Below are 26,251 nucleotides of genomic sequence, written 5' to 3'. Positions count from 1 at the left end.
AGGGCTCCTAACAGGAGGGCAGGAAGAAACGCACGGACGAACTCACCTGCGGATGCGTGGTGAGGTCGCGACGGGCTCGGAATTGAACACCAGGCGAACAGGGCAGTCGATCGTAACCGTTGTCGCCCGGGCGAGAAGCGGTGGGGTTGGGGTTAGCGGGTGGTGAGGGTGGTGTGGAGGGCAGTGACGCGCTCGAGGATGTCGTCGCGGACAAGGCGCATGCGATCGATGCCGTCGATGCCGCGGTCGCTGGGCTCGTCGGTGTTCCAGCGCTCGTACAGGGTGCCTTCGACCTCGTCGACCTGGGCTTCAGGACCGAGGATCACGACAAGGTCCGCCTGCTGCTGATCCTCGGCGGTGATGTGACGAGGCACGTTCTGGGTGATGTCGACCCCGACTTCGGCCAGGACCTGGGCGGAGAGGTCGTTGACCGCGGACCCGGGCTTGGACCCGGCGGAGGCGGTGGTCACGGACTCGCCGGCAACCTTGTCCATGAGACCAGCGGCCATCTGCGACTTGCCCCCGTTCTTCACACACACGAACAGGACAGAGGGTTTGTCGGCCTTGAAACTCACAGGAGTACTCACTTCTGGTCGGTAGGGAGGAAAACAGGGTCAGGCAGGAACCGGTCAGGACCCAGGGAGGCTGCCGGGGGTGTTACTTGGGTTCGGTGAGGACGCCGGCGAGAACGTCCAAGGCCCCGGGCACGATGGAGAAGTACGCCCACACGCCGCGCTTCTCACGGTGCAGGATCCCGGCGTCGACGAGGATCTTCAGATGATGTGACACCGTGGGCTGCCCGAGATCCAACGGCTCGGTGAGGTCGCACACGCAGGCCTCGTTCTCGGCGCTGGAGGAAATCAGCGAGACCAGACGCAACCGGTTCGGATCAGCGATCGCCTTGAACTGCTTGGACAACGCCTCAGCCCGCTCCGCGCTCATCGCCGGCGCCCCGGACGGCACGCAGCACCGACCCCCATCAACAAGATCATCCGCTGCAGCATCAGCCAGTTCGGTGGTTGCGAGGTCCGCGGTTCGGCACTCGGAGATCGTCGTCATGCCACCCAGCATACCCATACATTGACAACCGTCGATATAGCTCCTCATACTCACTATCGAAGTCAGTCAATCTCTCTGAAGGTGTCCGCATAGGCGAGTACCAGTGAGCTGTTCGACTCCTATCCACTGTTCACGAGGCCTGTCCGAAGCACCGGGACAGAGCGAGACCCGAAGGATCACCATGACCACCGAGACAGCAGAAGATACCCCTGAGACCAACGGTTCGGCTGATGTTCTGGCGGGGAAGAAACCGTCGGTCCTGTTCGTGTGCGTCCACAATGCGGGCCGGTCGCAGATGGCCGCGGCCTACCTGAACCACCTGTCCGAGGGGCGCATCGAGGTCCTGTCAGCCGGCTCCCAGCCGGCCGAGCAGGTCAATCCGGCAGCGGTCGCGGCGATGAAGGAGGAGGGCATCGACATCACCGCCGAGACCCCGAAGATCCTCACCCCCGAAGCCGTGAAGGCCTCCGACGTCGTCGTCACGATGGGCTGCGGAGACGAGTGCCCGTACTTCCCCGGCAAGAGGTACGAGGACTGGGTCCTCGAAGACCCCGCCGGCAAGGGCGTCGAGTCCGTCCGCCCGATCCGCGACGAGATCAAAGGCCGCATCGAACAGCTCATCAGCGAACTCCTGCCCATCAACGGGACCAGCACCACGGCCTGACGTCGGCGCTGCGCGTTCATCAGGCACAACGGCTGCAGCACATGCGGCCCATTCCTTAGGTAGAAAACCGGCAAGCCATCGCTGCGGCAGGATTGGGCTGCGCTGCAGCCCTGGATGCGGAACGAAACCTTGCAGCACTCGAGGACGCCCCCAGTATCGCGACCGCTCTCATCGAGGAGAACGCCCATGTCTGACACCACCGTCACCGCAAACATCCACGCAACCGAGGACGCCATGAAGAATCTGCCGGTCGCGGTGATCGGCGCCGGTCCGATCGGCCTGTCCGCAGCCGTGAACCTCCTCGAGCAGGGGTTGACCCCGATCGTGTTCGAGCAGGGTGACAGCGTCGGAGCGGCTGTCCGGCAGTGGGCGCACATCCGCCTCTTCTCACCCTGGCAGTACAACATCGACCCCGCAGCCCGGCGCCTGCTCGAGCCCAGTGGGTGGGTCGAGCCCCGCCAGACCGCCCTTCCGTATGGGCGTGAGCTCGTAGAGTCCTACCTCGAACCCCTCGCCGCCACCCCCGCAATCAAGGAGGCCCTGCACTTCAGAAGCACGGTCACCGCTGTCACTCGGCTTGGGATGGACAAGACCCGCACGAAGGACCGTGACACCACCCCGTTCCTCGTTCGCGTCAGCAGCCACGAGGGCACCACGGATCACCTCGTTCGTGCCGTCATCGACGCCTCCGGAACCTGGAGCCAGCCCAACCCGCTCGGTCAGGCAGGACTCCCGGCACCCGGCGAAGATACAGCAGGCGCATTCATCACCACCGCGCTGCCCGACGTCGTCGGTGCCGAGCGGGAGCGTTTCGCCGGGAGGACTGTCATGGTCGTCGGCGCCGGACATTCGGCCGCGAACACCCTCATCAACCTCGGCCAGGTTGCCAAGAACGAACCCGGCACCCGCATCCTCTGGGCGGTCCGCGGCAGCGGATCCGCTCGGCGCCTTTACGGAGGCGGGGTCCTCGACGGCCTGCCCGCCCGCGGGCAGCTCGGCAGCCGGCTACGGACCCTCGTGAACGATGGCGTCATCGAGCTCGTCACGAACCTCACCGTCACGAACCTCGACCCGACCGATTCCGGCCTGGCCGTGATCGCGTCGACGCCGGAAGGGCCCCGCACCATCGACGTCGACGTCCTCGTACCCGCTACCGGATTTCGGCCGAACCTGGACATGCTGCGCGAACTACGCCTGGAACTCGACCCGGCAGTCGAAGCGCCGCGTGCACTCGGGCCCCTCATCGACCCGGAGTTCCACTCCTGCGGTACAGTCCCAGCCCACGGCGCGGGTGTCCTCGCCCACCCGGAAAGAGACTTCTATCTTGTCGGGATGAAGTCCTACGGGCGAGCACCTACCTTTCTGCTCGCCACCGGGTACGAGCAGGTCCGCTCCGTGACAGCCGCGATCGCCGGTGACTCAGAGGCCGCGTCCAGGCTCCAGCTGGAACTGCCCGAGACAGGGGTCTGCAGCACCGACCTCGGGGGCTCTTGCGACACACCCGCAGCAACTCCATCCAGCAACACCAGTGAGACCGCTGGTGCGTCCTGTGGAACCGGTGCACCTGGTGCTGATGCTGGTGGGTGCTGTTCCGCGCCGCAGCTGGTCACGATCGGCTTCCCCACCGGCACAGTTCATGGCCGTTCCGGCGCCCCGACTACTGACCGAACCCCAGGCGGGCGTCCGGGCTGATGCACTCGCCTCCGCGCTCACCGCTTCAGACCGCAGCAGCGCCCGATGACCTTCAAGACCCGGAAGCCGGCCGCCATCTGCGTGAAGAACGCAGGCAAGTCGCAGATGGCAGCGGAGGGAGACCGGGTACGCGCGGCATCGACGGCATCGAGCGCGTGCGGCTGGTACGCGACGACATCGACAGGCATGTCCACGAACTGTTCCGGCAGCTCCCCCTAGCCCGTCCGTGGCCGAGCGATACATACTGCCGATATGGACCTTGAACAGTGGTGGACGCGCGTCATGCCCGGAACGCGCGAGTGGCTGGTTGCCCACAACGGTGAGGCGCTGACGCCCGAGGTCGTCGCCGACATCAGCAGGGCCGGCGGCCTCGTGGCGTCGGACGCATGGTGGCTGGGACAGCGAGGCCCCGCTGGTGTCTTCCTCTCCGACGCGGCGACGGACTGGATCGAGGAGCACGCCAACGGCGAGGACCAGGCCGGCCAGGACACCTGAATCCTGACCGGGAGCCGTCGTCAGCGGCGCCGGGACCGGCTGCCTTCACCCCTTCTTGTGCCGTGGCCGTGAGACCTGCATCTTCTGGTCAAACGACCAGCGTGACCGCCAGGGCGAGCATGACGACGGCGATCAGCGCGTCGAGCACGCGCCATGCAGAACGCCGCTCGAAGAGTGGCGCGAGGTACCGGGCACCGACGCCGAGTGCGGTGAACCAGAGGAGGCTTCCAAGTCCCGCACCCGCCGCGAACCACCACTTGCCCGGCGTACCGTGAGTACTCGCCAGGGACCCGAGCAGGAGGACTGTGTCGAGATACACGTGCGGGTTCAGCCAGGTCAGGGCGAGGCAGGTCCCGAGAGCGGTGCGCCAGGACATCTCGCTGCGCTCCCCGGACGTGTCGAGCTCCTCCCCTGTCACGGCTCGTCGCGCGGCCAGCACGGCGTACCCGGCCAGGAAGGCAGCACCCGCCCACCGCACCACCTCGAGGAGAATCGGCATCCGCTCGATGACAGCCCCGAGGCCCCCGACCCCGAGCGCGATGAGCACGAGGTCCGAGAACGCACAGACGGTCACGACGAGCACCACGTGGGAGCGCCGCAGCCCTTGCCGGAGCACGAACGCATTCTGGGAACCGATGGCGACTATCAGGGTGAGGCCGGCAGCGAGGCCGGTGGCAGCGGAAGCGAGCACCGACTCAATCTAGGCTGATCCGCTCGTTCAGGCCAGCTAAACGTTCTTCGGCGTGGTAAGAGTTGCTAATGAAGCCGATCGATCCTGCTCAGGCGCATGCTCTTGCAGCAATCGTGAGCGGGGGCAGTTTCGAAGCCGCAGCCGCCGCCCTCTCGGTGACTCCCAGCGCGGTCAGTCAGCGCATCCGTGCCCTGGAAGTTGCCGTGGGACGCCCTGTCATCACGCGGAGCAGGCCACTCCGTCCGACGGAGGCCGGTCTCGCCATCGTCCGATTCGCCCGCCAGTTCGATCTGCTCTCCGCGGACCTGGCTTCCGAACTCGAGGCGTCCGACGACGGCCCGCGGCAGCGCATAACGATCGTGGTCAACGGCGATTCCCTGCACACCTGGGTGCTTCCCGCCCTGGTTCCGGTTGCCGAGTCGCTGCAGATCGAAATGCTGCGCGAGGACCAGGAGTACTCCCTCGAACTGCTGCGCAGCGGCGCGGCGGCCGCGGCCATCACGTCCGTCAGCGCGCCCATGCCCGGCTGCTCCTCCCATGCACTGGGCATCATGCGCTACATCCCCGTCTGCGCGCGTGAATTCCAGCAGACATGGTTCCGCGACGGCGCGACGGCGGAGCAGCTCGCCCTGGCCCCCGTGATCGTGTTCGATCGGAAGGACGACCTTCAGGACCAGTACCTCCGGTCACGGACGCGCCGCGTCCTCGATCCTCCGCGCCACTACGTGCCTGCAGCCCAGGAGTTCACGGACGCCATCAGGCTCGGCATGGGCTGGGGACTCGTCTCCGAGCTGGAACTGGGCGACGACCCGCAGGGCCTCGTGCCGCTTTCCCCCGGGGGCCCCGTAGACGTTCGCCTCTACTGGCAGCAGTGGCGCCATGGCTCATCGGCCCTGGCGACGGTCGGCGAGGCTGTGCGGCAGGCCGCCGCCGTCCTCCGCCGGCCCGCGCCCGTGGTTCCGTGAAGGAGCGGATACCGCCCCGAGCCGAGCACAGGCGCGGTGTATCCGGTCGCGCGAGTACCCCCTGCGGTTGCTAATATCGAGGAGCGGGCAACCGCTCGTCGATAAGGGCAAACCCGGTGCGAGCCGGGGACGCAAAGCCACGGGACCCACGCGGTCAGCCGGGCCGCCGAAAAGAACAGGTCCACGAAGAATGCCTCGGACACCTCACTTTCATACGGTCCCCGCAGCAGCCCATCTCGCCGCGCTCGCATACCCTGATCCCGGCAGGCGTTGGCCACTGCGGAACCGGCGCGGAGCTCCGGGTCATGAGTAGCTCCCCCTCCACGGACTACCGCTCGGCCGTCGTCATCGAGGACGATCTGGACATCCGGAACCTCGTCTGCGCCATCCTCGAGCAGTGTGGTTTCAAGGTCAGCGGCGCCGCGACCGGCAGGGACGGGGTCGCCGTCGTGCGCAGCGAACATCCGACAGTGGTCACCCTGGACGTCGGCCTGCCCGACATCGACGGGCATGAGGTCCTACGCCGGATCCGGTCGACGACCGACTGCTATGTCATCGTCCTGAGCGGACGAAGTGAGGAGATGGACATCCTGACGGCACTGCAGGCGGGAGCGGACGACTACGTCCTGAAGCCGTTCCGCCCGCGCGAGTTGCGCGCGCGTATCGACGCCATGCTCCGACGGCCCCGCATCGGACGGAAGCCGCAGGTGGAGGAAGCCCAGGACGTCCCGCTCCAGTCGTCCGTGCCTATCGCTTCGAGTGGGACGATCGCAGACCTCACGGACAAGGACCCTACGGGTCACCTCGTGACACACGGCGCCCTCGTACTCGACGGCGATGCCCGGACCGTCTCGTGCACCGGCGTCGAACTGCCATTGACCAAGACCGAGTTCAACCTGTTGCACGAACTCCTGAGGAGCAACGGGGCGGTCCGGACGAAGGAGGAACTGGTCCGGGTATCTCGGGGCGCGGACTACCGCGGCTACAACTTCGTCAGCCGCACGGATGAGCGGGCGATCGAGGTGCACATCGCCAATCTCCGCCAGAAGCTCGCGAGGGCGGACGCGGACCCTGACCTCATCACCACAGTGCGCGGCGTCGGCTTCCGCATCATGCCCCGGAGCGCCGATCCCCGCTAGGCGGCCGTCGGAGTCAGGGGCGCCTCGGGTAAGTGGTGCGGAGCTCGTGCTCGGTGTCGGAAGCACAGGCGCGCAGCAGCGTGATCGAGCGCCGGCAGGCGTCGAGGTCTGCGGCCGAGACGAACCGCTGGACGGCCAGCGTCGCGTGGGCAAGCTGTCGGGCCCCCACCATCACCGACGACGTCGTCAGGCTGAGGACGGCGTCCTGGGCTCCTGCCAGGTCATCGTCCTGGAGCCGCTGCTCCAGGCGGCGAATCTTCCCGTCGAGCGTCGCCGAGAAGTCCAGCGCGAACCGCTCGACCACGGACGGGTCGTAGAAGTCGTCCTCCAGGTCCTGAAGGACATGGAGATCGATCAACGGGGCGGCTCTGCCTCCCGCGCCCGGATCGTCGACGGCGTCCTTCGGCAGGGTCGACGGCCCGCCGTCCTGCTGCAGGCCATGACGTGGCGGGATGGGAGGGCTGGACATGGTACAAGGGTATCGATCCCTGCTGCCCCCGACCGAGGAGCCGCAGCTTCTTGCGCAAAGCCTGCGGAAGGACCTGCCCGTCGGTGCGCGGGTTCTGCCCGAGGACCGCTCCCCACCACGGCAGGCGGGCAGGCGAGCTCTGCCTAGGGCAGTTCCTGGCCGGGCTCCTGGTGGCGCTGTAGGCCCGGCTGCACGAGCGGCAGCTCGACGCGGAACTGTGTCCTGCCGGGCTCACTGGTCACAGAGATATCGCCACCGTTGGCCTCGACGAGGGCCTGGACGATCGCGAGGCCGAGCCCGGTGCTCCCCGCATGCGCGGACCGTGCGGCGTCACCCCTGCTGAATCTCGTGAAGATGGTGCCCAGGAAGGCGGGATCGATGCCGGGCCCGGAATCGGTGACGGAAATGCTCGCCTTTCCTTCCTCCACGGCCAGTGCCGTGGAGACCACGGTGCCCGATGGCGTGTGCTTCGCGGCATTCGAGAGCAAGTTGATGAGCACCTGGCGTATCTCCGCCTCGACGGCCCGCACCTCGACGGGCTCGTCCGGCAGGTCGAGGTTCCATGCGTGGTCAGGGGCAGACACCTGGGCGTCGCTCGTCGTCTCGATCACGAGTTCCGTGAGGTCGACGTCGGACACCTCCCCACGCTGGCCCTCATCGAGGCGTGCGAGAAGCAGGAGATCCTCGACAAGGGAGGACATGCGCTTGGACTCGCTGTCCACGCGTTCCAGGGCGGACCGTCCGGAGGGACTCACCGTCTCGCTCATCAGGATCAGCTCGGTGTAGCCGCGGATCGAGGTCAGGGGCGTGCGCAGTTCATGGCTCGCGTCGGCCACGAACTGCCGCACCTTCATCTCGCTCGCATGGCGTTCACGCAGTGCGCTCGTGACGTGGTCGATCATCTCGTTCAGGGCCAGGCCAACGGTACCGACCTCCGTACCGGGCTGCGCCGCGGCAGGCGGTACCCGCACCGGGATGACCACTTCGCCGGAGGACAGCGGAAGCTGCGAGACGGAGGTCGCGACGGCGGACAACTCCTCGAGCGGGCGCAGCGACCGGCGGATGATCACCGTCCCGGCCAGCCCTGTCAGCACGAGGCCGGCGAGGGAGAGGCCCGCCACCGTGACGTCGAGGGATACCAGGGTGCTGTCCCGCTCCGCCGTGGAAAGGCCCGTCACGAGCACATCCCCATCGAGGTCGGCCGGGAGTTCGGCTGCATCCACGCGGTAGCGACCCGTGCTCAGGGCCAGTTCCTCGGGCCCTCGCGCGGGGTCGACACCTGCCAGCAGTTCCAGGTCTGCTCCCGTGAGCGGTTCGGTGCTGCCGTCGTCCTGCACGAGCGCGGAGCTCTGCGCCTCGCCGTCGCCGTCGAACACGGCATTGAGGGTGCCGGGGCGCTGGCCCGCGGCATTCTCCGGATCGACGTCGCGGAACGGGCGATCGTCACCGCCGGGTGGACGCCCGCCGGGGAAGCCGGCCCGTCCGGCCGCGGGAGACAACGCCTCGTCCAATTGCGCGGTGAGGTAGCTGCTCATGGCGACATGGCTGAAGACGCCGATCGCGACGCAGATTGCCGTGAGCAGGGCGAGCGTCGCAAGGATGAGTTTAGTGCGCAGGTGCAGGGGGCGCCTTCCTCCTCCCGGCTGGCGGCGCGCACCGTCCGCACGGTCCGGGTGGGTCACGGGGCAGCGGGCTTGAGAACGTACCCGGCGCCGCGGACCGTGTGGATCATCGGCGTGCGTCCGGCGTCGATCTTCTTGCGCAGGTAGGAGATGTAGAGCTCGACGATGTTCGCCTGGCCGCCGAAGTCGTAGTTCCAGACGTTGTCGAGGATCTGGGACTTGCTGACCACGCGGCGCGGGTTCTCCATGAGGTAGCGCAGCAGCTCCCACTGCGTGGAGGTCAGGGCGATGTCCTCGCCGCCGCGGGTCACTTCGCGGGTGTCGACGTTCATGACAAGGTCCCCGACCACCAGTTCCGCTGAGTCGGATGCTGCGACGCCCGAACGCTGGACGAGCCGGTGCAGGCGCAGCATGAGCTCCTCCATGCTGAACGGCTTCGTGACGTAGTCGTCTCCTCCCGCCGACAGGCCGGAGATACGGTCCTGCACGGCGTCCTTGGCCGTGAGGAACAGGGCTGGGACGTTGGGCGCGAAGGTGCGGATCTTCGTGAGTGCCTCGATGCCGTCCACCCCGGGCATCATGACGTCGAGGACGAGCACATCGGGCCGGAAGTCCCGCGCCGCTGTCACCGCGGTCAGGCCGTCGTTCGCCGTCGTCACGCTCCAGCCGGCCATCCGGAGGCCCATGCTCACCAGCTCGGCGAGGCTCGTCTCGTCGTCGACCACCAGGGCGCGGATGGGACTGCCGTCCGGATGCGCGAGGCGAGGCAGGTTGTCGGTCATGGAGTGGTGCGTGGCGTCGGCCATCGTGTCTACCTCGGTGTCGTCCTCGGATCCGGGCTGTGCCCGGAGCGGGAGGGGGTGTGCAGGTGGTGCGTTGCGGTCCAGTATCCCGTAGGACGTCCTGCTCCGCTGGTCCGCGGTCTCAGGCGTCGAGCGGTCCGGCGGCCGCGCCCTGGTCGAGCGAGCCCCCGGTGTCCTCACGCCGCACGATCGCCTGCTCCGCGGGAACGGTGGAGCCGACGACGACGGCGGTGCGGGCCGCCGAGGCGGCAGGGGCTTCGGCTCCGATCGGCGCGAAGGCGGTAGTCCCCAGGACTGCTGCCAGCGCCATGGCGCCGATCGCCGCCCTGAAGCCCCTGCGTCCTGCGGTGAGTTCGGGGATGGGTCGGTAGCTGATCATGGTGTCCTCCTGGCGGTGGTGTTGTTCCTCCACTGTGGCGGCCGGAGTTAGGCCGCGGCTTTCGCGAAGCTGTGCAGCACCTGTGCAGGCAACTCCCAGCTCCTGCACGGGTGCCGCCTGCGGGAACTACCGCTGCGACGGCACAGCGCCTAGCTTCGAAGGCCACCAGATCCTCGGTCCGATGTCGTAGGCGAGCGCGGGGATCAGCAGCGAGCGCACGAGGACGGTGTCCAGCAGGACCCCGAACGCTACGATGAACGCTATCTGCGCGAGGAACAGGATCGGGATGACGCCCAGTGCCGCGAAGGTCGCGGCGAGGACGACGCCGGCGGATGTGATGACCCCTCCCGTGATCCCGAGCCCACGGAGGATGCCGGGCCTCGTACCGATCCGCAGTGACTCCTCACGCACCCGGGTCATCAGGAAGATGTTGTAGTCCACGCCGAGCGCCACCAGGAAGACGAAGGCGAAAAGCGGCACGGAGGCGTCGGCGCCCTCGAAGCCGAGGATGCCGTTGAACACCAGGGCCGATACCCCCAGCGCCGTCGCATTGGACAGCGCGACGCTGGCCACCAGGAGCACGGGCGCAAGGATCGAGCGCAACAGGATGATCAGCACCACCAGGATGACCAGCAGCACGAGGGGGATGATCTTCACGAGGTCAGCGAGTGCCGTGTCGTTCGTGTCGATCGCCGTCGCCGTGACACCACCCACAAGGGCGTCCGGGCTGACGTCGTCGAGCTCGGTCCGCAGGGCGCGCACCACGTCCTCGGCCTGGTCGGAGTCCGCCTGGTCCACGAGGGTCCCGCTGATGAGGACGCGCCCGTTCATGACGACAGCCGCACCGCTTGGATCCGAGGTCACCCCCGCGTCCGAGATGCCGGGCTGTGACGTGACCACCTCGAGCACCGCACTCTGATCAGCCTCTGGAGCGACGACCTGGACGGGGCTGCCGGAGCCGGCGTCGAAGTGGCGCGCGAGGGCCTCCTGGCCGTCCACCGCGTTCGACGGCGCCAGGATCAGCGCGGATTGCGGTACTCCACTGGCCTGCAACTGAGTCAACCCGAGGGCGCCCGTGACGAGGAGGAGCAACGAGGCGATCCACAGGACACGAGGGCGACGCGCGACGAGGAGGGCGACGCGCTTCCAGACGCCCCTGAGCTGCTCGAGTCCCGTCTCCGGACCCGCCTCGCTCGGCGCCGCATGCATGCCCTCGTGCCGGGCGGCGTTCTTGGCCACGTCATAGCGCGGACGCAGCGGCCAGAAGGCCGACCGGCCGAAGAGCAGCAGGAGGGCGGGGAGGAGCGTGAGGGCCGCCCCGAGGGAGAAGACGATGCCGATCGCGGCGATGGGGCCAAGGCTCCGGTTCGAGTTGAGGTCCGAGAACAGGAGGCACAGCAGTCCGAGGATCACGGTGGCGCCGGAGGCCAGGATCGGTTCGACGGAGCTGCGATAGGCCACGCGCATCGCCTCCCACGTGGTCTCCTTCTCGACGAGCGCTTCGCGGAACCGGGCGACGAGCAGCAGCGCATAATCGGTGGCTGCCCCGATCACGAGGATCGACAGGATGCCCTGGCTCTGGCCGCTCAGCTGGATCCAGTCCAGCTTCGCGAACGCGAAGACGAGCAGGATCGATGTTGCCAGTGCGGCCACCGAGGTGAGGAGCACCAGGAACGGCAACACGATGGAGCGGTAGACGGCGAGGAGAATGATGAACACCGCTCCGAGCGCAACGCCGAGCAGGATGCCGTCGATGCCGCTGAAGGCACCCGCCAGGTCCGCCGTGAAGCCGGCCGGTCCTGTGACATACCCCCTGACCCCGCTGGGCAGCTCGTCCGCCAGGACCGCGCGTAGACCGTCCACGACCTCGGTGGGTTCGGCATCGGCGGAAACGAAGGCGACGTACTGCACCGCGAATCCGTCCTCGGAGGGGATGGGGCCTGCGACGGACGGCGGCCCCCCGGCCGGGGCATGGAGCCCCTCGACCCCGCTGAGCGCGGAACCGAGTGCTTCATAGGGGCCGAGGTCGCGCGGCTCGATCGGGCTCTCGAACTCGGCGACGATGACCGCTGGAACGGCGTCGGAGTCGCTGAACTGCTGCTGCAGCTCGCCGGCCTCCGTGGACTCTGCACTCGCCGGGAGGAACGATGCCTGGTCGTTGCTGGACACCTCCTCGAGCCGCCCGAAGGTCGGGCCGCCCACGGCTGCGCCCACCAACCAGATCAGGACGACGACGACGGGCAGGAGCACCCGCACCCAACGGTTCCTCATGGCATGCAACCCTCTCCTCGACTTATCTCTGTAATCGAGTATATCCATCATGGAGATATCGGGGGTCTGCCTAGACTTGGAGAAAGAAAGACGAGGATTCATGGCCACGCGGGACGAGCTCATGGCTCTCATGCAGCAGTTCACCATCGAGACGGACCGGTACGTCGAGGCTGCCGGCGAGCGCGACAGCCTGTACCGCACCGATCTCCAGGCCCTCAGCATCATGGTCGGGGCGGCACGCGCAGGGGTCACTGTGACTCCCGGACTGCTGCGCGAGGAGCTCAACCTCAGCTCGCCCGCGACGACCGCCCTGATCGACCGCCTCGACGCGGCGGGGCACGTCACCAGGCGTCGCAGCGACGTCGACCGGCGGCAGGTCCACCTGGAGATGACGGAGAAGGCCCGTGTCACCGGCGCAGCACTGTTCGCTCCGCTGGCGCGGCACATCAGAGCCGTCCTCGACCAGTACCCGGAGGAGCAGTTGGAACTCCTGCGCGACATGATGCGGAAAATAACCGAAGCCACCGTTGCCGCCAAGAATGAGGCGCGGGAAGACGCCGGCGCTGACTGATCAGCCCGCTGCGCGCTAGCCTTCGAAGCATGAACGACGAGGTCTACTCCCACGGTCACCATCCCAGCGTGACGGCAGCTCACGCGACGCGCACCGTCGCTTCGTCCGCGGCCTATCTCGAACCCTTCCTCGAAGCCGGCATGGACGTCCTCGACATCGGCTGCGGGCCCGGCAGTATCACTGCCGGGCTGGCCGACATCGTGGCACCGGGGACAGTGCTCGGGATCGACAGCTCGGCGGACGTCATCGCGCAGGCAGCCGAGGGCCACGCCGATCTCGCGAACGTCGAGTTCCGCGTCGGGAACGTGTACGACCTCGACGCCCCGGACGAGTCCTTCGACGTCGTCCATGCACACCAACTACTGCAGCACCTCGCCGACCCCGTGGCGGCGCTCCGTGAGATGCGGCGCGTCGTACGTCCCGGCGGAATCGTCGCCGCCCGCGACGCGGACTTCGGCGCGATGACCTGGTACCCCGCGGTCGACGAGCTCGAGGAGTGGCGGGAACTGTACCGGGACCTGGCACGCGGCAACGGCGGCGAGCCGGACGCGGGCAGGAGGCTCCCGGGGTGGGCGACCGAAGCCGGGTTCGCCGTCGTCGAGGTGTCGTCGTCGAACTGGGTGTATGCGACGCCCGAGGAGCGGAACTTCCACGCGGAGTCGTGGGCGGAGCGTGTGCTGCACTCGGCTTTCGCGGAGCAGACCCTGGAGCGCGGCATCGCGGACCAGCAGACCCTGGAGCGGCTGGCCGCGGGCTGGCGCAGGTGGGCCCGTACGGACGATGGCGTGTTCCTGATGCCGAGCGTGGAGATCCTCGCCCGGGATTGAGCGCCGGACCCCCGGCGGCGACCACCGCAGCTAGGCTGTCCGGATGTACCGCATCGTCACCGTCTGCACCGGGAACATCTGTCGCTCGCCCATGGCAGAACTCATGCTGGTCCACGCGTTCGCGAAGGCCGGCATGGAAAACGACGTCGTCGTCGACTCCGCGGGTACCACCGGCTGGGAGGCCGGCAGGCCCATCGACGAGCGGGCGGCGGCGAAGCTGACCGAACTCGGCATCGAGAGCCACCTGCACCGGGCGCGCCAGTTCGAACCGGGCTGGTACCGCGAGCGCGACCTCATCCTCGCCCTCGACCTCGACCACTACCGGGAGCTGCGCGAGGAGGCACCCGACGACGACGCGCGTGACCGCATCCATCTCCTGCGTGAGTTCGATCCCTCGACGACGGACACCGACCTCGAGGAACTGGGCATCTACGATCCCTGGTACGGCGATGCCAGCGATTTCGAGGCCACGTGGAAGATGGTCGACGGCGCAGTGGACGGCGTCGTCCGGTACGTCCGGAACGAGCTCGATGCCGACGGTTCGGACGCCTGACGAGCGGCGCTTACCATGAACGGGTGAATCCCTCCCTCTGGCTGGCGTTGCTCGGCGCCCAGACACTCATCAGCTTCGTCCCTGGTGCCGGCGCCGTGAACACCATGAGCAATGCGTTGACCGTCGGATTCCGGCGCGCCATCTGGGGGGTCCTCGGCCAGCAGGTGGCACTGCTGGTGCACATCGCGATCGCCGCAGCCGGCGTCGGCATCCTCGTCAGCAACTCCCCCCTTGCCTTCAACCTGATCCGCTACACCGGAGCCGCCTACCTCGTGTACCTCGGCGTGCGCAAGTTCCTGCAGCGGCCCGAGCCCAGCGACGTCCGGGCGCTGCAGAGCAGTGAGAGACCGTTCTCGATGTTCCGACGCGGCGTGTGGGTCAACCTGCTCAATCCGAAGGCCATCGTCTTCTTCCTCGCCCTGATCCCCCAGTTCATCCGGCCGGAACAGCCCCTGCTCGGTCAGTACGGGGTGCTCGCGGCAACCGTCATCGCCATCGACCTGCTGGTGATGTGGTTCTTCTACGCGGGCACCGCACGCTCATTCCGGCGCTTCACGCGCGACGACCGCGGCCAGGTCATCCTGAACCGCACCTTCGGGTCGCTCTTCGTGGGCGTCGGCGCGCTCCTCGCGCTGGCCTGAGCCGTGCCCGGCACCCGACCCCTCCTCATCGCCGTCGACGGCCGGTCCGGCGCCGGGAAGACGACCCTCGCCGTGGAACTCGCGGCACTCCTCCGGGAGCACCACAGCGTCAGCCTGTTCCACCTCGAAGACATCTATCCCGGTTGGGACGGGCTCGCCGACGGGATCAGCCGCTATGTGGAGCATGTCCTCCGGCCGCTCGGCGAGGGGCGCGCCGCCCGATGGCGCGCGTGGGACTGGACCCGCGGTGAGGACGGCGAGGAACACGTGACACCCGGGGCGGACATCGTGCTGCTCGAAGGCGTGGGCGCAGCGGCGTCGGCGGCCCGTCCCTACCTCGACGCCGTCGTCTGGGTGGAGGCCGACCCCGATGTCCGGCGCCGGACGGCGATCGAGCGGGACGGCGCCACGTACGCGCCGTTCTGGGAGCGGTGGGCCGAGCAGGAGGTTGCCTGGCTGAGCGAGGACGACCCTTCCGTCTCAGCGGACATCATCGTGCAGGGCCACCGGGGCCCACCTTCGCCCCGTGCGGTGCGCCTGGCCCTGACCGGCCTGCCGTCGTGCGCGGTCCTGCTGGCTCCGGAGCGCGCGGGCCGTCGTGGACTGACCCTCGACCACGAGCGCATCGACGCCGCCCCGAACACCGCCGAACTCTTCACCGCGCTGTACGGGGAGTCGCCCGCAGCGGTCTGGCTCGACAGCTCCGATGCAGCCACGACCGGCCCGCCCACGGACCGTAACCGTTTCAGCATCCTGGCGGATGCCGGCGGGGCGTTCGGGCAGCAGGCGCTGCACCGTGCCGGCGTCACGGAGATCAGCGCCGGCGCGGTCACCGCCCGTGTCCGGGCACCCTTCTTCCGCTGGCTCGACGACGTCTGGGGGCGCCGGGCCGTGCGTCTGCCCGAGGGCTTCGGGTGTGAGTTCGGGCTGGGCTGGCTGGGGTACCTCGGGTACGAGTTGAAGCGGGAGACAGGCGGTTCGGACACCTCGACGCCCGACGGCGCGCTTCCTGATGCCGCCCTCGTCTTCGCCGGGCGGGCCGTCGTCGTCGACCACCTCGAGGGCTCCGTCTTCCTGCTGTTCCTGTCCGACGGGCGGCCCGATCCCGAGCGCGACGACTGGCTCGAACGTGCACGGGCTGCGGTCGAAGCGACGGCCCCTGCGACGGACCGGCTACCGCTACCGGTGCCAACCTTCCGGACCCGTGACAGCCGCGAGGAATACCTCGCGAAGATCGACCTGGCCAAGACTGAGATCGCGGACGGAAACACCTACGAGGTGTGCCTGACGACGGCGCTGTCCGCGCACGCGGAGAACTTCGACGCCCTGCAGGCATACCTTCGGCTGCGTGCCGTCAGTCCTGCCCCCTTCGCGCATTTCCTCCGCTTCCCCGGTTTCGCTGTCGCGAGTACCTCGCCGGAGCGCTTCCTGAAGCTCACGGCCGGAGGCCTCATGCGGGCGGAGCCCATCAAGGGGACCCGGGGCCGGTCCGCGGATCCCGCCGCCGACGCCGCGCTCCTCGAGGACCTCCGGGCCTCCGCGAAGGACCGCGCGGAGAACATCATGATCGTGGACCTCCTCCGCAACGACCTCTCCCACCATGCGCTGCCCGGCTCGGTCACGGTCAGCCGGCTCTGCGACATCGAGACCTACGCCACCGTGCACCAGATGGTCAGCACCATCGATGCCCGGCTACGGCCGGGCAGCGCGAGGGCCGGCGTCGTCGCCTCCGCGTTCCCCGCCGGATCGATGACCGGAGCACCCAAGATCAGCACGATGGACATCCTCGACCGGCTGGAGCGGACGCCTCGCGGACCGTACTCGGGAGCAGCAGGGTACTTCAGCCTCACGGGTGCGACGGATCTCGCCGTCGTCATCCGGACACTCGTGGTGCAGGAGGACGACGGCGGAGCCCGGCTCACGCTCGGAGTCGGCGGCGCGATCACGGCCGACTCGGATCCGGCCGAGGAGTGGGACGAGGTGCGGACGAAGGCGCGCGGGGTCCTGTCGGCCCTCCATTCGGTATTCCCCGGTGGAAGCGCCGCAGGGAGAGACAGGACCGTCGAGCCGTGACCCTGTCCGCTACTGGCTCGGTGCGGTGACCCTGGTTGCCTGGGCGGCCGGAATCCGGATCGGAAGGTCGTCCGAACGGGTGGCCTTCGCCGCGAGCCAGGTGGCAAGCGCACCCAGGGCCGCGCCTGCGAAGACATCGACGACGTAGTGCCAGCCGAAGTAGACGGTCGCGAGGGCCGTCAGCACGACGTAGGCCCACAGGGCTGCCCGGACCACGAGCGGAAGGCGGATGAGGTGAGCCACGAGGGCCGCAGTGAAGACGACGGAGACGTGAAGGGAAGCGAACGCCGCGATGCCGTGCACCGACTCCGTGGCATGCGGATCCGCGAGCACCCGCACCCGGTTGCGGTACAGGGACTCCTGCAGGCTGGTGACCCCCGTGTCGGCCAGGTCCGTGAAGTGCCTCGGTTCGATGTAGATCGGGCCCAGGGACGGTAATGCGTAGTAGCTTGCAGCGCCCAGTATCCAGTTGAAGGACAACGCGCTGACGTACCAGACTCCGTGTGAGATCGTGCGGGACCACACGAGCGCGGCGGCGACCGACAGGGGCACGAAGACCAGGTAGGACAGGTACACGGCGGACAGCACATGCGCGCTCACTCCGGTACCCAGCATCTGCTGGAGCACGTCACCTGGGTGGTCGCCACCCATGAGCCACCGGTCGGTCTCCTGCAGGAAGGGATCCACCACCCGGTCGCGGACGAACGGGAGGAAACTCTTCATGTTGCGGTACGAGACATACGCCAGATAGAAGGTTGCGAGGCCCACGGACGTCAGCACGAGCCGTGGCCCGGGCCAGCGACGCCGGAACTCGACCAGCGCCACACGATGCACGGTCCGCAGGGTGGGCTTCCTCCACAGGGTCCGGGGGAGGACGTCAGCAAGGATCATCGCTACCAGCAGCAACGGCAGGCGGATATAGCTGGGACCGAGGAAACCGTCGGGGTCGCGCAGTGGCAGACCGAAAACAATCGCCGTGAAGCCGGTCAGGACGGCAAAGGAAGCCGCCACCGCGAACGGGACGTGGAAGAGCCCGTACGGGGAGCGCCTCGACGACGAGGTTTTGAGCGTCATTCAACACTTTTAGCGCAATTAAGGGGAAATAGTGAAAAAAGTTGACTATTGCTCACCCGGCCACTGTGCTTCAGGGACCAGGGCTCCGTCTCTATGGCATGGTTCACCCCATGACTGATCCTTCAGTACGGACCGACCAGGGGAATCGGACGCCGCTCGGGCCGTCCTACTGGAAGTTGTGGGTTTCCTCCGGGCTGTCCAACCTCGCGGACGGCGTCCTCAAGATCGCGCTTCCCCTGCTGGCCATCCAGGTCACCCAGTCTCCGACGCTGATCGCCGGACTCACGGTCGCGGCAACGCTCCCCTGGCTTTTCTTCGCCCTGACCGCCGGGGCTCTGGCGGACCGGATGGATCGGCGCAGGCTCATGGCGTGGGCCAACCTCAGCCGTGCAGTACTTCCCGCGCTGCTGGTCGCGGTGCTCCTGCTGGATTTGGGCTCCATCTGGGCTCTCTACGTCGTCGCCCTGATGGTGGGGGTGGCGGAGACTCTGTACGACACGTCAGCGCAGTCGATCCTGCCCCAGGTGGTGCACCGGGACCAGCTTTCGCGCGCCAACGGCCGCCTCTACACCGTCGAGCTCACCACCAATCAGTTCGTCGGCCCCCCGTTGGGCGGGCTGCTGGTGGGCATCGGCGTTGTTGCGGGCCTCGTCGTGCCTGCAGCGCTGTGGTGCGCGGCCGTCGGTGGCCTGCTCCTGCTTCCGGGCTCATTCCGTGTGGAGCGGGAGGGGAGGACGACGTTGAGGTCCGACATCAGGGAAGGCCTGGGCTTCCTGTGGAACCAGAAAGTCCTCCGGACGCTGGCGGCGATGACCGGAGTGCTGAACTTCGCCTCCAGCGCGGCCTTCGCGGTCCTCGTTCTGTTCGCCGTGGGCCCGTCGTCGGAGATGGGGTTGTCCGAGGTGGGATTCGGGGTGCTCCTGACGACGTCGGCCGTCGGCTCCTTCATCGGGTCGCTGACCGCAGAGCGGATCGAGGCGGGACTGGGCCGCGCTGTGTCGCTGATGCTCACGATCGTGGGCTGTGCGCTGTTCGTGGGCGCACCCGCCCTGAGCAGCAGCCCCTTCGTCCTTGGCCCGATCTTCCTCCTGGGCGGCCTCCTCATCGTGCTGTGGAACGTCATCACCGTGTCGCTACGCCAGCGCATCACGCCCGACCGCCTGCTCGGCCGGGTCAACAGCGCCTACCGCCTGCTGGCCTGGGGCACCATGCCGCTCGGAGCGGCAACGGGAGGCCTCCTGGCCCAATGGCTGGGCCTGCAGGCGATGTTCGGGATCATGGGGTTGCTCACGCTCGCGCTGCTCGGGATGATGCCCATCCTCACCAACCGAGCGATCGCAGCTGCCGAAGCGCAGCCGAACGCCGGGTAGGCCTATGACCCGGCGCGCCACGCCGGGTGGCACAGGGAAGCGCAAGCCCAGCCGATACGATGTCCGCCATGACTGTTCTCGTGTTCCTGGACCCGGCGTACGACGACGGCAAGGTCGTCGACGCGTCGCAGCCGCAGTTGATGGCCACCGACCTCGGAGCAACCCGCGGGGACGGGATCTTCGAGTCCCTCCTCGCCGTCGGCGGCACACCTCGCAAGGAGCAGGCACATCTGGCCCGGCTGGCGTCGTCGGCTGCCGCCCTGGACCTCGTGGTGCCTGACGCCGCCGCCTGGAGCCGCGCGATCCGCACGGGCCTGCGCGAGTTCGCCGCGGCGGAGCCCGACGAGGACAGCGCCGTCGTGAAGCTCCTCGCGACGCGCGGGGTGGAGGGTGCCGGGCGCGCGACGGCATGGGTGCAGGTCGCGCCGGTCCCTGCGTCGACGGTGGCGCAGCGCGAGGCGGGCCTGAAGGTCCTCTTCCTCGAGCGGGGGTACGACAGCACCGTCGCCCAGCGCGCTCCCTGGTTGCTGATGGGAGCGAAGACGCTCTCGTACGCCGTCAACATGGCCGCGGTCAGGTACGCCAGGGCGCACGGCGCCGACGACGTCATCTTCACGTCCTCCGACGGGAAGGTCCTCGAAGGACCCACCTCCACGGTGCTGCTCGCCTACGACCGCGACGGGCAGAAGACCCTCCTCACTCCCCAGCTCGAGAGCGGAATCCTGGCGGGGACCTCACAGAGCGCACTGTTCGCCGCGGCGAAGGAGCAGGGGTGGGAGCTCGGCTACGGACCACTGGAGCCGCATGACCTCCTCGAGGCCGACGCCGTCTGGCTGATCTCGAGCATCCGTCTGCTCGCTCCCGTCCTCTCCCTCGACGGCCAGGAGCTCCGCACCTCGGCGTCCCTGACCGCCGAACTCACCGAGCTCGTGGACCGCTTCGTGTAATTTCCACCACATAAGTGCCCCTGCAGGCACTATTCCGGCGTCAATGGCGGGTTTCATGCCTCCTGCGTTTTGACCCGGGCCTTCGTGCTGCCCTAGCGTTTTTCATGCAATCAAGAGATCCAGCCATAGGCCCTGGCCGGCTGGACAGCAACCCTCTCCCGTAGTGGGGTGCTCCAGGTGAAGATTCGGCCGCCGGGCCAAGTCCCCCGGTCGGCAAGTACGGCGTCGTGCGGTCCCACCCGGAATTCCTCCGGCCGGTGCCGCCACAGCGCGCACAGCCCAGAACAGCGAGCGTGTCACCCAGCAGCCAGCCGTCTTCCTCCCTGCCGTCACCCGGCACTCCGCACCACCATCAGCGCCCGTACAACGGGCCAGCCTCCACGAAGGACATCATGAACATCTCCCGCAAGGTTCTCGCGGCTCTCGCCGTCCCCCTCCTCGCCCTGACCGTCTCCTGCGGCAGCACCAGCAGCGAGCCCGCCGAGACCACCGACGCCCTGGCCGGTAGCGACCAGCAGTCGCTGGACCAGTACACGACCGCCGACACCACGCCGATCGACGAGATCGATACCTCCGAGCTCGGGCTCGTCACCGACGGCACCCTGCGCGTCGGCACCCTCTCGGACGCACCGCCCAACATCTTCATCGAGAACGGCGTGTTCACGGGCTACGACAACGAACTCCTGCGTGCGATCGGCGACAAGCTGGGCCTCGAGGTCGAGTTCGCGTCCACCGACTTCTCCGCTCTGCTCGCGCAGGTGCAGAACAAGCAGTTCGACGTCGGATCCTCGTCGATCTCCACGACGGCCGCCCGCCGCGAGAACGTCGGCTTCACCAACGGCTACGACTTCGGCTACATGGCCGTCGTGACCAAGAACGGCTCCTCCGTGACGGGCTTCGACTCGCTGTCCGACGGCACGCGCATCGGCGTCGTCCAGGGCACCGTGCAGGACGACTACGTCACCAACACGCTGGGGCTCGAGCCCGTGCGGTTCGCGGACTACAACACGGTGTACGCGAACGTGAAGAACGGGCAGGTCGACGCGTGGGTAGCGCCGTCGCAGCAGGCCACCGGCCAGGTGAAGGAGGGCGACGACACCACCATCGCCGAGACCATCATCAACACCGAGAACTTCACCGCCTACGCGGTGAACAGCGAGAACCAGCCCCTCATCGACGCCCTCAATGCCGGCCTCGACGCCGTGATCGAGGACGGCACATGGACCGAGCTCACCAAGGAGTGGTACCCGGACCGCGAGATGCCTTCGGACTGGAAGCCCGGCAGCAAAGCCGTGGAAGTAAAGTAGCTGACCCTGCATGAATGCCTTTGAACAGCTTGCGCAGACCTTCTTCGACTGGGAGGCGATGGCCGCCGTCCTGCCGAACCTCCTGACGGTCGGACTGCCGAACACCCTGATCCTCGCCCTGGCCTCCGGCATCATCGGAACGGTCCTCGGAATGGTCCTCGCCATCATGGGGATCTCCCGCAACCGGGCCCTGCGCTGGGCTGCCCGCGTCTACACGGACATCTTCCGTGGCGTCCCGGCCGTGGTGATCATCCTGCTCATCGGCATCGGGCTCGGGCCGATCTTCCGGCAGCTCACGGGCAGCACCAGCCCGTTCCCCATGGGCATCCTCGCCCTGTCGCTCATGGCCGCGGCCTACATCGGGGAGATCTTCCGCTCCGGTATCCAAAGCGTGGAGAAGGGCCAGCTGGAGGCATCCCGTGCGCTCGGTTTCAGCTACCGTTCCTCGATGCAGCTCGTGGTGGTTCCCCAGGGCGTGCGGCGCGTGCTGCCCGCCCTGGTGAACCAGTTCATCGCCCTCATCAAGGAGTCCTCGCTCATCTACTTCCTCGGCCTCGTCGCCAGTGAGCGCGAACTCTTCCGGGTGGGCAACGACGCGGCGAGCACCACGGGCAACCTGTCGCCGCTCATCGCGGCCGCCGTCCTGTACCTGTGCCTGACGATCCCGCTGACGCACCTGGTCAACTTCATCGACCACCGGCTGCGCATGGGCAAGAAGGAGAAGCCGGAACCGGACGAACTGGCCGCGAGGATCGGCGAAGGAGCGAAGGCGTGAAGACGATCGAATCGGGAACCCTGACGGGGAAGAACCTGCACCTGTCCTTCGGGTCCAACCATGTCCTGCGCGGGATCGACCTGCATGTGGAGCGCGGCACGACGGCGTCGGTGATCGGCCCGTCCGGCTCCGGCAAGTCGACGCTCCTGCGCGTCCTGAACCGGCTGATCGAACCCGACCAGGGCGACATCCTGCTCGACGGCCGGTCCGTCCTCAAGGACAACCCGGACGAGCTGCGCCGGCGCATCGGGATGGTCTTCCAGCAGTTCAACCTCTTTCCCCACAAGACCGTGGTGGACAACGTCTCGCTGGCGTTGCGCAAGCTCCGGAAGATGCCGGCGGACGAGGCGCGGGACAAGGCTCTTGCGCAGCTGGACCTCGTGGGCCTGAAGCACAAGGCCGACGTCCGGCCGGGCAACCTGTCCGGTGGACAGCAGCAGCGCGTCGCGATCGCCCGCGCACTGGCGATGGACCCCGAGGTCATGTTCTTCGACGAGGCGACCTCCGCACTCGACCCGGAGCTGGTCAAGGGAGTCCTGGCCCTCATGGCGGACCTCGCGGCGGCCGGAATGACCATGGTCGTGGTGACCCACGAGATGGGGTTCTCCCGCAACGTTTCGGACACGGTCACCTTCATGGATGGCGGCGTCGTCGTGGAGTCCGGCCCTCCGGCCGCGATCTTCGACAATCCGCAGACACCCCGCCTGAAGTCGTTCCTCTCGGACGTCCTCTAGGCACGACGGCGGATCATCGCGCACCCCACCGAAGGACGGCGGTCGACCCGGTCAGGACAGGATGAAGTTCCACGTCCCGGCCAGGACGGCCGCCGTCATCGCGCCCGCAGCGATCAGGAGCCCGACGACAGCGACGACCGCGTCGAGCCGGGCGTAGGTACTCTCGCGTGCCCAGGTGCGCGTCCCGCCACCGAATCCGCGTGCCTCCATCGCGGTCGCGAGTCGGGTGGCCCGGCGGATCGCCTGCACGATCAGCCCGAAGGACTGTCCCAGCAGGTTGCGCGTCCGGGCGACGATCGAGCTGTCGGACCCGATGCCGCGCGCGTGGCGCGCCAGCCCCAGCGTCTCCCACTGCTCCACGAGCAGGCCCGCGAGCCGTAGCGATGCCAGGCCGCCCAGGACGAAGCGGTGGGGCAGGTGGAGCTTCTGGGCCAGTGCGTCGGCGAGGTCGGTGGGGTCCGTGGTGAGGAGGATGAAGATTCCCGGCAGCGCGAGCGCCAGTGCCCTCAGCCCGACGGCGATTCCGGCGGTGACGGATCCCTCGGTGAAGAGGAACGGACCGACGTCGAGCAGGACACCGCCGGTCTTCTCGGCGAGCAGTGCCGTGCCGTAGGCGCCGATCACCGCGGCGACCAGCAGGGGCCAGATCCTCCGCGCCAGGCCCCGCACACTGATGCCCAGCATCGGCATGAGCGCGAGTTCGCAGGTCAGGACCACCGCCGCGCTCACCCAGTCGATGCTCACGAGGAGGGCAAGGGTGATGGCGACGGCAGCGAACAGCTTGGAGACGGGATTGGCCCGCACCAGCGTCTTCCCGGTCAGCACGGGTGTCAGGTAGTCGTTGCTCACTGCGCCACCAGCCGTCCCGCGCCATCCGCGATGCGCAGGGTCGCGCCGCCGAGCTCCGCGATGTACTCGGTGTCGTGGGTCACCGAGAGGACGGCGACGCCGTCGTGGATCAGTTCCCGCAGCAGGGTGACGAGCTCTGCCCAGGTTCCGGCGTCCTGCCCGAAGGTCGGTTCGTCGAGGATCAGGATCCGCGGTGCCGTGGCGAGCATCGTCGCCACGGACAGCCGGCGCTTTTCCCCACCGGACAGCGTGAAGGGATTGGCTTCCAGCAGGTGGGTGAGTCGGAGACGCTCGGCGATGTCGGCAGTGCGGCGTGGATCGTAGCCTCCGCCGACCCTCCGCGGGCCGAACTCGAGTTCCTCGGTCACCGTCGCGGTGAGGAACTGGTGCTCCGGCTCCTGGAAGACGGTTCCGATGCGCTGCACGAGCTGCGACGAGCGCCACCGGAAGGGGTCGGCGCCGGCCGTGCCGGCGAGGGCTTCCGACGCGTCGAGCCTTCCCGAGCGCGGGCGGAGCAGACCGCCGAGGGTGAGGGCCGCCGTGGACTTCCCGGCGCCGTTCGGCCCGGTGATGCTCAGGGCTTCCGCAGCCCTCACCTCGATTTCGAGGCCCTCGACGGCGGCTGGTCCCCGCTTCGTCCGGGCGACGGTCAGGTCGCGGCTGGACAGCAGCACCTCCCCGCCTGTGCCCGGCAGGGGGCCGCCGACGGGCGGCTGCCAGCCCGGGACCCACACGCCCGCGGCGGCCAGGCGCTCGCGCGTGCGTTCCTGACCCAGCACCGCTGCGGGCGCGCCGTCCGCGAGGACCCCTCCCCCGGCGTCGAGCACGATCACCCGGTCGACGACGTCTGCCCACACCGCGACCCGGTGCTCCACGACGACGAGCGTCGCCCCGGTGCGTTCGAGGACACGGACGACGGCGTCGCGCACCTCGAGCACGCCGTCGGGGTCGAGGTTCGCGGTGGGTTCATCGAGCAGGAGCAGCCCCGGTTCCATCGCGAGGACGGCAGCGAGCGCCAGGCGCTGCTTCTGCCCGCCGGACAGCGCAGTGGTCGGGTGGTCGAGTGGAAGGTCCAGCCCGACGTCGTCGAGCGCGCGTCCCACGCGCTGCCAGATCTCGTCGCGGGGCACGGCGAGGTTCTCGGCGGCGAAAGCGACCTCGTCACCCACCCGCGCCAGGACCACCTGCGTCTCGGGATCCTGCAGCACGAGCCCTGCCCGTCCCCGTGCGGCGGCGGGCGCGGCGTCGTCGAGCAGCAGCTCGCCCTCCTGCTCGCCTTCGTCGCTGGAGCCGAGCACCCCTGCGAGCCCGTGCAGCACGGTGGACTTGCCGGCGCCGGACGCGCCGAGAAGCAGCACCCGCTCCCCCGCCTGGATGTCGAGGTCGAGGCGGCGAGCCGCGAATGCTCTGCGGCCGGCATGGCGCCAGCCCCAGCCCCGGGCACGGACGTGCACTGCTCCCGGGGCCGGAGCGTGCGCTGGTGTCACACGTCCGCCGTGCGGCCGGCCGCGAACGAGGACAGCACCCCGGTCTTCGCGAGTCCGCGCATCGCCAGCCAGGAGAGCAACCCTGCGATGACGACTCCCGAGATCGCGGCGAAGAGCGTGTACATGAGCTTGAACTCGATGGTCCAGAGCGCGTTGTACATGATGTTCTCGCTGATCGCGAGGGCGAGGCCTGCGACGAGGCCGGCGAGCAACGCCACGGGCAGGTTCCACTTCCGGTACAGGAACAGCAGGAAGACCAGTTCTGCCCCGAGTCCCTGGATGAGCCCGGACACCAGGACGAGGATGCCGAACTGCGTGCCGATGAGGGCCGACACCGCTGCTGCCAGCACTTCGCAGTAGAGCGCGGCACCGGGCTTGCGGATGATGAGTCCGCCCAGCACTCCGGCGATGAGCCACCCGCCGGAGTACAGGCCCGCCAGGGGCGGGAACCCTGCGGTGAGCAGGCTGATGCCGGAGTAGCCCGCGGACCAGGCGAAGAAGAGGACGCCGACGGCGACCGCGATGACCGAGGCCACCACGATGTCGACGACGCGCCACTGGCTGGAACGCGGAGTGGTGCCCTTGAGGGCTGTTGATGAAGTCATGATGATTCCTCCTGAGGTACAGGAGGGGATAGTGCAGGGCTGCCGCGAAGGCAGCGCACAGCACTCTGAGAACTCGACTCCCTTCGCCGGTACTAGCCGGATCAGGTTCGAGGGTCTGCGGCGGTCCGCACTCTCAGCGCCCGCTCCGCAGCTCGCTGCGGATCGGCGCTCCCCTGTCGTTTGTTGGTT

Annotated in this window: 28 protein-coding genes and 3 riboswitches; of the genes, 15 read left to right on the top strand and 13 right to left on the bottom strand. The window is 68.2% G+C overall.

Going from position 1 to position 26,251, the window contains the following annotated elements:
• Positions 1-152: 152 nt before the first annotated feature.
• Both CXQ96_RS01850 and CXQ96_RS01845 read right to left on the bottom strand, forming a co-directional pair.
• Positions 153-587 (bottom strand): low molecular weight phosphatase family protein, encoded by a 435-nt coding sequence (locus CXQ96_RS01850; RefSeq protein ID WP_258058728.1) that lies wholly within the window; start codon positions 585-587, stop codon positions 153-155.
• A gap of 70 nt (positions 588-657) precedes the next feature.
• Complete coding sequence (locus tag CXQ96_RS01845; protein ID WP_258058771.1) at positions 658-942, bottom strand: helix-turn-helix transcriptional regulator; 285 nt, start codon at positions 940-942, stop codon at positions 658-660.
• A gap of 298 nt (positions 943-1,240) precedes the next feature.
• Here CXQ96_RS01845 and CXQ96_RS01840 point away from each other — a divergent pair, with 298 nt between their 5' ends.
• The gene (locus CXQ96_RS01840) at positions 1,241-1,723 is read left to right on the top strand and encodes an arsenate reductase ArsC (protein WP_104116307.1); all 483 of its coding nucleotides are present in this window, start codon (positions 1,241-1,243) and stop codon (positions 1,721-1,723) included.
• A gap of 186 nt (positions 1,724-1,909) precedes the next feature.
• Positions 1,910-3,415, top strand: a complete 1,506-nt coding sequence (locus tag CXQ96_RS01830; RefSeq protein WP_258058726.1) for an NAD(P)-binding domain-containing protein — start codon at positions 1,910-1,912, stop codon at positions 3,413-3,415.
• Between the two features lie 17 nt (positions 3,416-3,432).
• Here the strand turns inward: CXQ96_RS01830 and CXQ96_RS18285 are convergent, their stop codons facing one another.
• Entirely contained in the window at positions 3,433-3,603 is a 171-nt protein-coding gene (locus CXQ96_RS18285; protein ID WP_181036324.1) for a hypothetical protein, read from the bottom strand.
• A gap of 64 nt (positions 3,604-3,667) precedes the next feature.
• On the opposite strand from CXQ96_RS18285, the gene CXQ96_RS01825 reads away from it, so the two are divergent.
• Positions 3,668-3,910, top strand: coding sequence for a hypothetical protein (locus CXQ96_RS01825; protein ID WP_104116306.1), 243 nt, complete (start codon positions 3,668-3,670; stop codon positions 3,908-3,910).
• 88 nt (positions 3,911-3,998) lie between these two features.
• On the opposite strand, the gene CXQ96_RS01820 is transcribed toward CXQ96_RS01825, so the two are convergent.
• Positions 3,999-4,601 (bottom strand): LysE/ArgO family amino acid transporter, encoded by a 603-nt coding sequence (locus tag CXQ96_RS01820; protein ID WP_104116305.1) that lies wholly within the window; start codon positions 4,599-4,601, stop codon positions 3,999-4,001.
• Between the two features lie 68 nt (positions 4,602-4,669).
• Here CXQ96_RS01820 and CXQ96_RS01815 point away from each other — a divergent pair, with 68 nt between their 5' ends.
• Positions 4,670-5,566 carry an ArgP/LysG family DNA-binding transcriptional regulator gene (locus CXQ96_RS01815; protein WP_104116304.1) on the top strand — a complete coding sequence of 299 codons (897 nt, stop codon included), beginning with the start codon at positions 4,670-4,672 and terminating at the stop codon, positions 5,564-5,566.
• A gap of 96 nt (positions 5,567-5,662) precedes the next feature.
• A riboswitch (cyclic di-GMP riboswitch) is annotated at positions 5,663-5,737 on the top strand.
• A gap of 134 nt (positions 5,738-5,871) precedes the next feature.
• Entirely contained in the window at positions 5,872-6,705 is an 834-nt protein-coding gene (locus CXQ96_RS01810; protein WP_104116303.1) for a response regulator transcription factor, read from the top strand.
• A gap of 13 nt (positions 6,706-6,718) precedes the next feature.
• Here the strand turns inward: CXQ96_RS01810 and CXQ96_RS01805 are convergent, their stop codons facing one another.
• The 5 genes from CXQ96_RS01805 to CXQ96_RS01785 form a co-directional block, all read right to left on the bottom strand.
• The gene (locus tag CXQ96_RS01805; protein ID WP_104116302.1) at positions 6,719-7,174 is read right to left on the bottom strand and encodes an Hpt domain-containing protein; all 456 of its coding nucleotides are present in this window, start codon (positions 7,172-7,174) and stop codon (positions 6,719-6,721) included.
• A gap of 143 nt (positions 7,175-7,317) precedes the next feature.
• Positions 7,318-8,856 (bottom strand): cell wall metabolism sensor histidine kinase WalK, encoded by a 1,539-nt coding sequence (locus CXQ96_RS01800; RefSeq protein WP_258058723.1) that lies wholly within the window; start codon positions 8,854-8,856, stop codon positions 7,318-7,320.
• A complete protein-coding gene (locus CXQ96_RS01795; RefSeq protein WP_104116301.1) occupies positions 8,853-9,602 on the bottom strand; it encodes a response regulator transcription factor in 750 nt (249 codons plus the stop codon). Before CXQ96_RS01795 ends, CXQ96_RS01800 begins: the two co-directional genes overlap by 4 nt.
• Before the next feature lie 118 nt (positions 9,603-9,720).
• A complete protein-coding gene (locus CXQ96_RS01790; RefSeq protein WP_104116300.1) occupies positions 9,721-9,978 on the bottom strand; it encodes a hypothetical protein in 258 nt (85 codons plus the stop codon).
• A gap of 126 nt (positions 9,979-10,104) precedes the next feature.
• Positions 10,105-12,249: an efflux RND transporter permease subunit gene (locus tag CXQ96_RS01785; protein WP_104116299.1), complete on the bottom strand. Its 2,145-nt coding sequence runs from the start codon at positions 12,247-12,249 to the stop codon at positions 10,105-10,107.
• A 100-nt stretch (positions 12,250-12,349) separates the two neighbouring features.
• Between CXQ96_RS01785 and CXQ96_RS01780 the strand changes: the two genes are divergently transcribed.
• From CXQ96_RS01780 to pabB, 5 genes are read left to right on the top strand one after another with little or no spacing between them, the layout of a single operon-like run.
• Positions 12,350-12,820 carry a MarR family winged helix-turn-helix transcriptional regulator gene (locus tag CXQ96_RS01780; RefSeq protein ID WP_104116298.1) on the top strand — a complete coding sequence of 157 codons (471 nt, stop codon included), beginning with the start codon at positions 12,350-12,352 and terminating at the stop codon, positions 12,818-12,820.
• A 29-nt stretch (positions 12,821-12,849) separates the two neighbouring features.
• Positions 12,850-13,647, top strand: coding sequence for a methyltransferase domain-containing protein (locus CXQ96_RS01775; protein ID WP_104116297.1), 798 nt, complete (start codon positions 12,850-12,852; stop codon positions 13,645-13,647).
• A gap of 43 nt (positions 13,648-13,690) precedes the next feature.
• Complete coding sequence (locus tag CXQ96_RS01770; RefSeq protein ID WP_104116296.1) at positions 13,691-14,200, top strand: low molecular weight protein-tyrosine-phosphatase; 510 nt, start codon at positions 13,691-13,693, stop codon at positions 14,198-14,200.
• 23 nt (positions 14,201-14,223) lie between these two features.
• Entirely contained in the window at positions 14,224-14,841 is a 618-nt protein-coding gene (locus CXQ96_RS01765) for a LysE family transporter (protein ID WP_104116295.1), read from the top strand.
• A 3-nt stretch (positions 14,842-14,844) separates the two neighbouring features.
• The gene (gene pabB / locus CXQ96_RS01760; RefSeq protein ID WP_104116294.1) at positions 14,845-16,914 is read left to right on the top strand and encodes an aminodeoxychorismate synthase component I; all 2,070 of its coding nucleotides are present in this window, start codon (positions 14,845-14,847) and stop codon (positions 16,912-16,914) included.
• Positions 16,915-16,923: 9 nt separating this feature from the next.
• On the opposite strand, the gene CXQ96_RS01755 is transcribed toward pabB, so the two are convergent.
• The gene (locus tag CXQ96_RS01755) at positions 16,924-17,988 is read right to left on the bottom strand and encodes a phosphatase PAP2 family protein (RefSeq protein ID WP_104116293.1); all 1,065 of its coding nucleotides are present in this window, start codon (positions 17,986-17,988) and stop codon (positions 16,924-16,926) included.
• A gap of 110 nt (positions 17,989-18,098) precedes the next feature.
• On the opposite strand from CXQ96_RS01755, the gene CXQ96_RS01750 reads away from it, so the two are divergent.
• From CXQ96_RS01750 to CXQ96_RS01730, 5 genes are all read left to right on the top strand, one after another.
• Positions 18,099-19,358, top strand: coding sequence for an MFS transporter (locus tag CXQ96_RS01750; RefSeq protein WP_104116292.1), 1,260 nt, complete (start codon positions 18,099-18,101; stop codon positions 19,356-19,358).
• A 68-nt stretch (positions 19,359-19,426) separates the two neighbouring features.
• A complete protein-coding gene (locus tag CXQ96_RS01745; RefSeq protein ID WP_104116474.1) occupies positions 19,427-20,305 on the top strand; it encodes an aminodeoxychorismate lyase in 879 nt (292 codons plus the stop codon).
• Between the two features lie 108 nt (positions 20,306-20,413).
• Positions 20,414-20,531, top strand: a riboswitch (SAM riboswitch).
• 166 nt (positions 20,532-20,697) lie between these two features.
• Positions 20,698-21,612, top strand: coding sequence for an ABC transporter substrate-binding protein (locus CXQ96_RS01740; RefSeq protein ID WP_104116291.1), 915 nt, complete (start codon positions 20,698-20,700; stop codon positions 21,610-21,612).
• 10 nt (positions 21,613-21,622) lie between these two features.
• Positions 21,623-22,387, top strand: coding sequence for an amino acid ABC transporter permease (locus tag CXQ96_RS01735; protein ID WP_104116290.1), 765 nt, complete (start codon positions 21,623-21,625; stop codon positions 22,385-22,387).
• Positions 22,384-23,121, top strand: a complete 738-nt coding sequence (locus CXQ96_RS01730) for an amino acid ABC transporter ATP-binding protein (protein WP_104116289.1) — start codon at positions 22,384-22,386, stop codon at positions 23,119-23,121. Before CXQ96_RS01735 ends, CXQ96_RS01730 begins: the two co-directional genes overlap by 4 nt.
• A 51-nt stretch (positions 23,122-23,172) precedes the next feature.
• On the opposite strand, the gene CXQ96_RS01725 is transcribed toward CXQ96_RS01730, so the two are convergent.
• From CXQ96_RS01725 to CXQ96_RS01715, 3 genes are read right to left on the bottom strand one after another with little or no spacing between them, the layout of a single operon-like run.
• Entirely contained in the window at positions 23,173-23,970 is a 798-nt protein-coding gene (locus tag CXQ96_RS01725; protein ID WP_104116288.1) for an energy-coupling factor transporter transmembrane protein EcfT, read from the bottom strand.
• Positions 23,967-25,457 (bottom strand): ABC transporter ATP-binding protein, encoded by a 1,491-nt coding sequence (locus CXQ96_RS01720; protein ID WP_104116287.1) that lies wholly within the window; start codon positions 25,455-25,457, stop codon positions 23,967-23,969. The genes CXQ96_RS01725 and CXQ96_RS01720 overlap by 4 nt, the downstream gene beginning before the upstream one ends.
• A complete protein-coding gene (locus CXQ96_RS01715; protein WP_104116286.1) occupies positions 25,454-26,062 on the bottom strand; it encodes an ECF transporter S component in 609 nt (202 codons plus the stop codon). The genes CXQ96_RS01720 and CXQ96_RS01715 overlap by 4 nt, the downstream gene beginning before the upstream one ends.
• A 61-nt stretch (positions 26,063-26,123) precedes the next feature.
• Positions 26,124-26,247, bottom strand: a riboswitch (TPP riboswitch).
• Between the last annotated feature and the right edge of the window lie 4 nt (positions 26,248-26,251).

It is taken from the genome of Arthrobacter sp. B1805, from assembly GCF_002929745.1.
Classification (GTDB): Bacteria; Actinomycetota; Actinomycetes; order Actinomycetales; family Micrococcaceae; genus Arthrobacter_D.
This window is presented reverse-complemented; position numbering and strand designations above follow the sequence as displayed.

What these genes read in the sequence shown, in the direction of transcription:
- CXQ96_RS01845 (WP_258058771.1), bottom strand. Translation starts at nt 942, where the DNA reads ATGAGCGCGGAGCGGGCTGAGGCGTTGTCCAAGCAGTTCAAGGCGATC.
- CXQ96_RS01840 (WP_104116307.1), top strand. Translation starts at nt 1,241, where the DNA reads ATGACCACCGAGACAGCAGAAGATACCCCTGAGACCAACGGTTCGGCT.
- CXQ96_RS01830 (WP_258058726.1), top strand. Translation starts at nt 1,910, where the DNA reads ATGTCTGACACCACCGTCACCGCAAACATCCACGCAACCGAGGACGCC.
- CXQ96_RS18285 (WP_181036324.1), bottom strand. Translation starts at nt 3,603, where the DNA reads ATGCCTGTCGATGTCGTCGCGTACCAGCCGCACGCGCTCGATGCCGTC.
- CXQ96_RS01825 (WP_104116306.1), top strand. Translation starts at nt 3,668, where the DNA reads ATGGACCTTGAACAGTGGTGGACGCGCGTCATGCCCGGAACGCGCGAG.
- CXQ96_RS01815 (WP_104116304.1), top strand. Translation starts at nt 4,670, where the DNA reads ATGAAGCCGATCGATCCTGCTCAGGCGCATGCTCTTGCAGCAATCGTG.
- CXQ96_RS01810 (WP_104116303.1), top strand. Translation starts at nt 5,872, where the DNA reads ATGAGTAGCTCCCCCTCCACGGACTACCGCTCGGCCGTCGTCATCGAG.
- CXQ96_RS01805 (WP_104116302.1), bottom strand. Translation starts at nt 7,174, where the DNA reads ATGTCCAGCCCTCCCATCCCGCCACGTCATGGCCTGCAGCAGGACGGC.
- CXQ96_RS01795 (WP_104116301.1), bottom strand. Translation starts at nt 9,602, where the DNA reads ATGGCCGACGCCACGCACCACTCCATGACCGACAACCTGCCTCGCCTC.
- CXQ96_RS01790 (WP_104116300.1), bottom strand. Translation starts at nt 9,978, where the DNA reads ATGATCAGCTACCGACCCATCCCCGAACTCACCGCAGGACGCAGGGGC.
- CXQ96_RS01785 (WP_104116299.1), bottom strand. Translation starts at nt 12,249, where the DNA reads ATGAGGAACCGTTGGGTGCGGGTGCTCCTGCCCGTCGTCGTCGTCCTG.
- CXQ96_RS01780 (WP_104116298.1), top strand. Translation starts at nt 12,350, where the DNA reads ATGGCCACGCGGGACGAGCTCATGGCTCTCATGCAGCAGTTCACCATC.
- CXQ96_RS01775 (WP_104116297.1), top strand. Translation starts at nt 12,850, where the DNA reads ATGAACGACGAGGTCTACTCCCACGGTCACCATCCCAGCGTGACGGCA.
- CXQ96_RS01770 (WP_104116296.1), top strand. Translation starts at nt 13,691, where the DNA reads ATGTACCGCATCGTCACCGTCTGCACCGGGAACATCTGTCGCTCGCCC.
- CXQ96_RS01755 (WP_104116293.1), bottom strand. Translation starts at nt 17,988, where the DNA reads ATGACGCTCAAAACCTCGTCGTCGAGGCGCTCCCCGTACGGGCTCTTC.
- CXQ96_RS01750 (WP_104116292.1), top strand. Translation starts at nt 18,099, where the DNA reads ATGACTGATCCTTCAGTACGGACCGACCAGGGGAATCGGACGCCGCTC.
- CXQ96_RS01745 (WP_104116474.1), top strand. Translation starts at nt 19,427, where the DNA reads ATGACTGTTCTCGTGTTCCTGGACCCGGCGTACGACGACGGCAAGGTC.
- CXQ96_RS01740 (WP_104116291.1), top strand. Translation starts at nt 20,698, where the DNA reads ATGAACATCTCCCGCAAGGTTCTCGCGGCTCTCGCCGTCCCCCTCCTC.
- CXQ96_RS01735 (WP_104116290.1), top strand. Translation starts at nt 21,623, where the DNA reads ATGAATGCCTTTGAACAGCTTGCGCAGACCTTCTTCGACTGGGAGGCG.
- CXQ96_RS01715 (WP_104116286.1), bottom strand. Translation starts at nt 26,062, where the DNA reads ATGACTTCATCAACAGCCCTCAAGGGCACCACTCCGCGTTCCAGCCAG.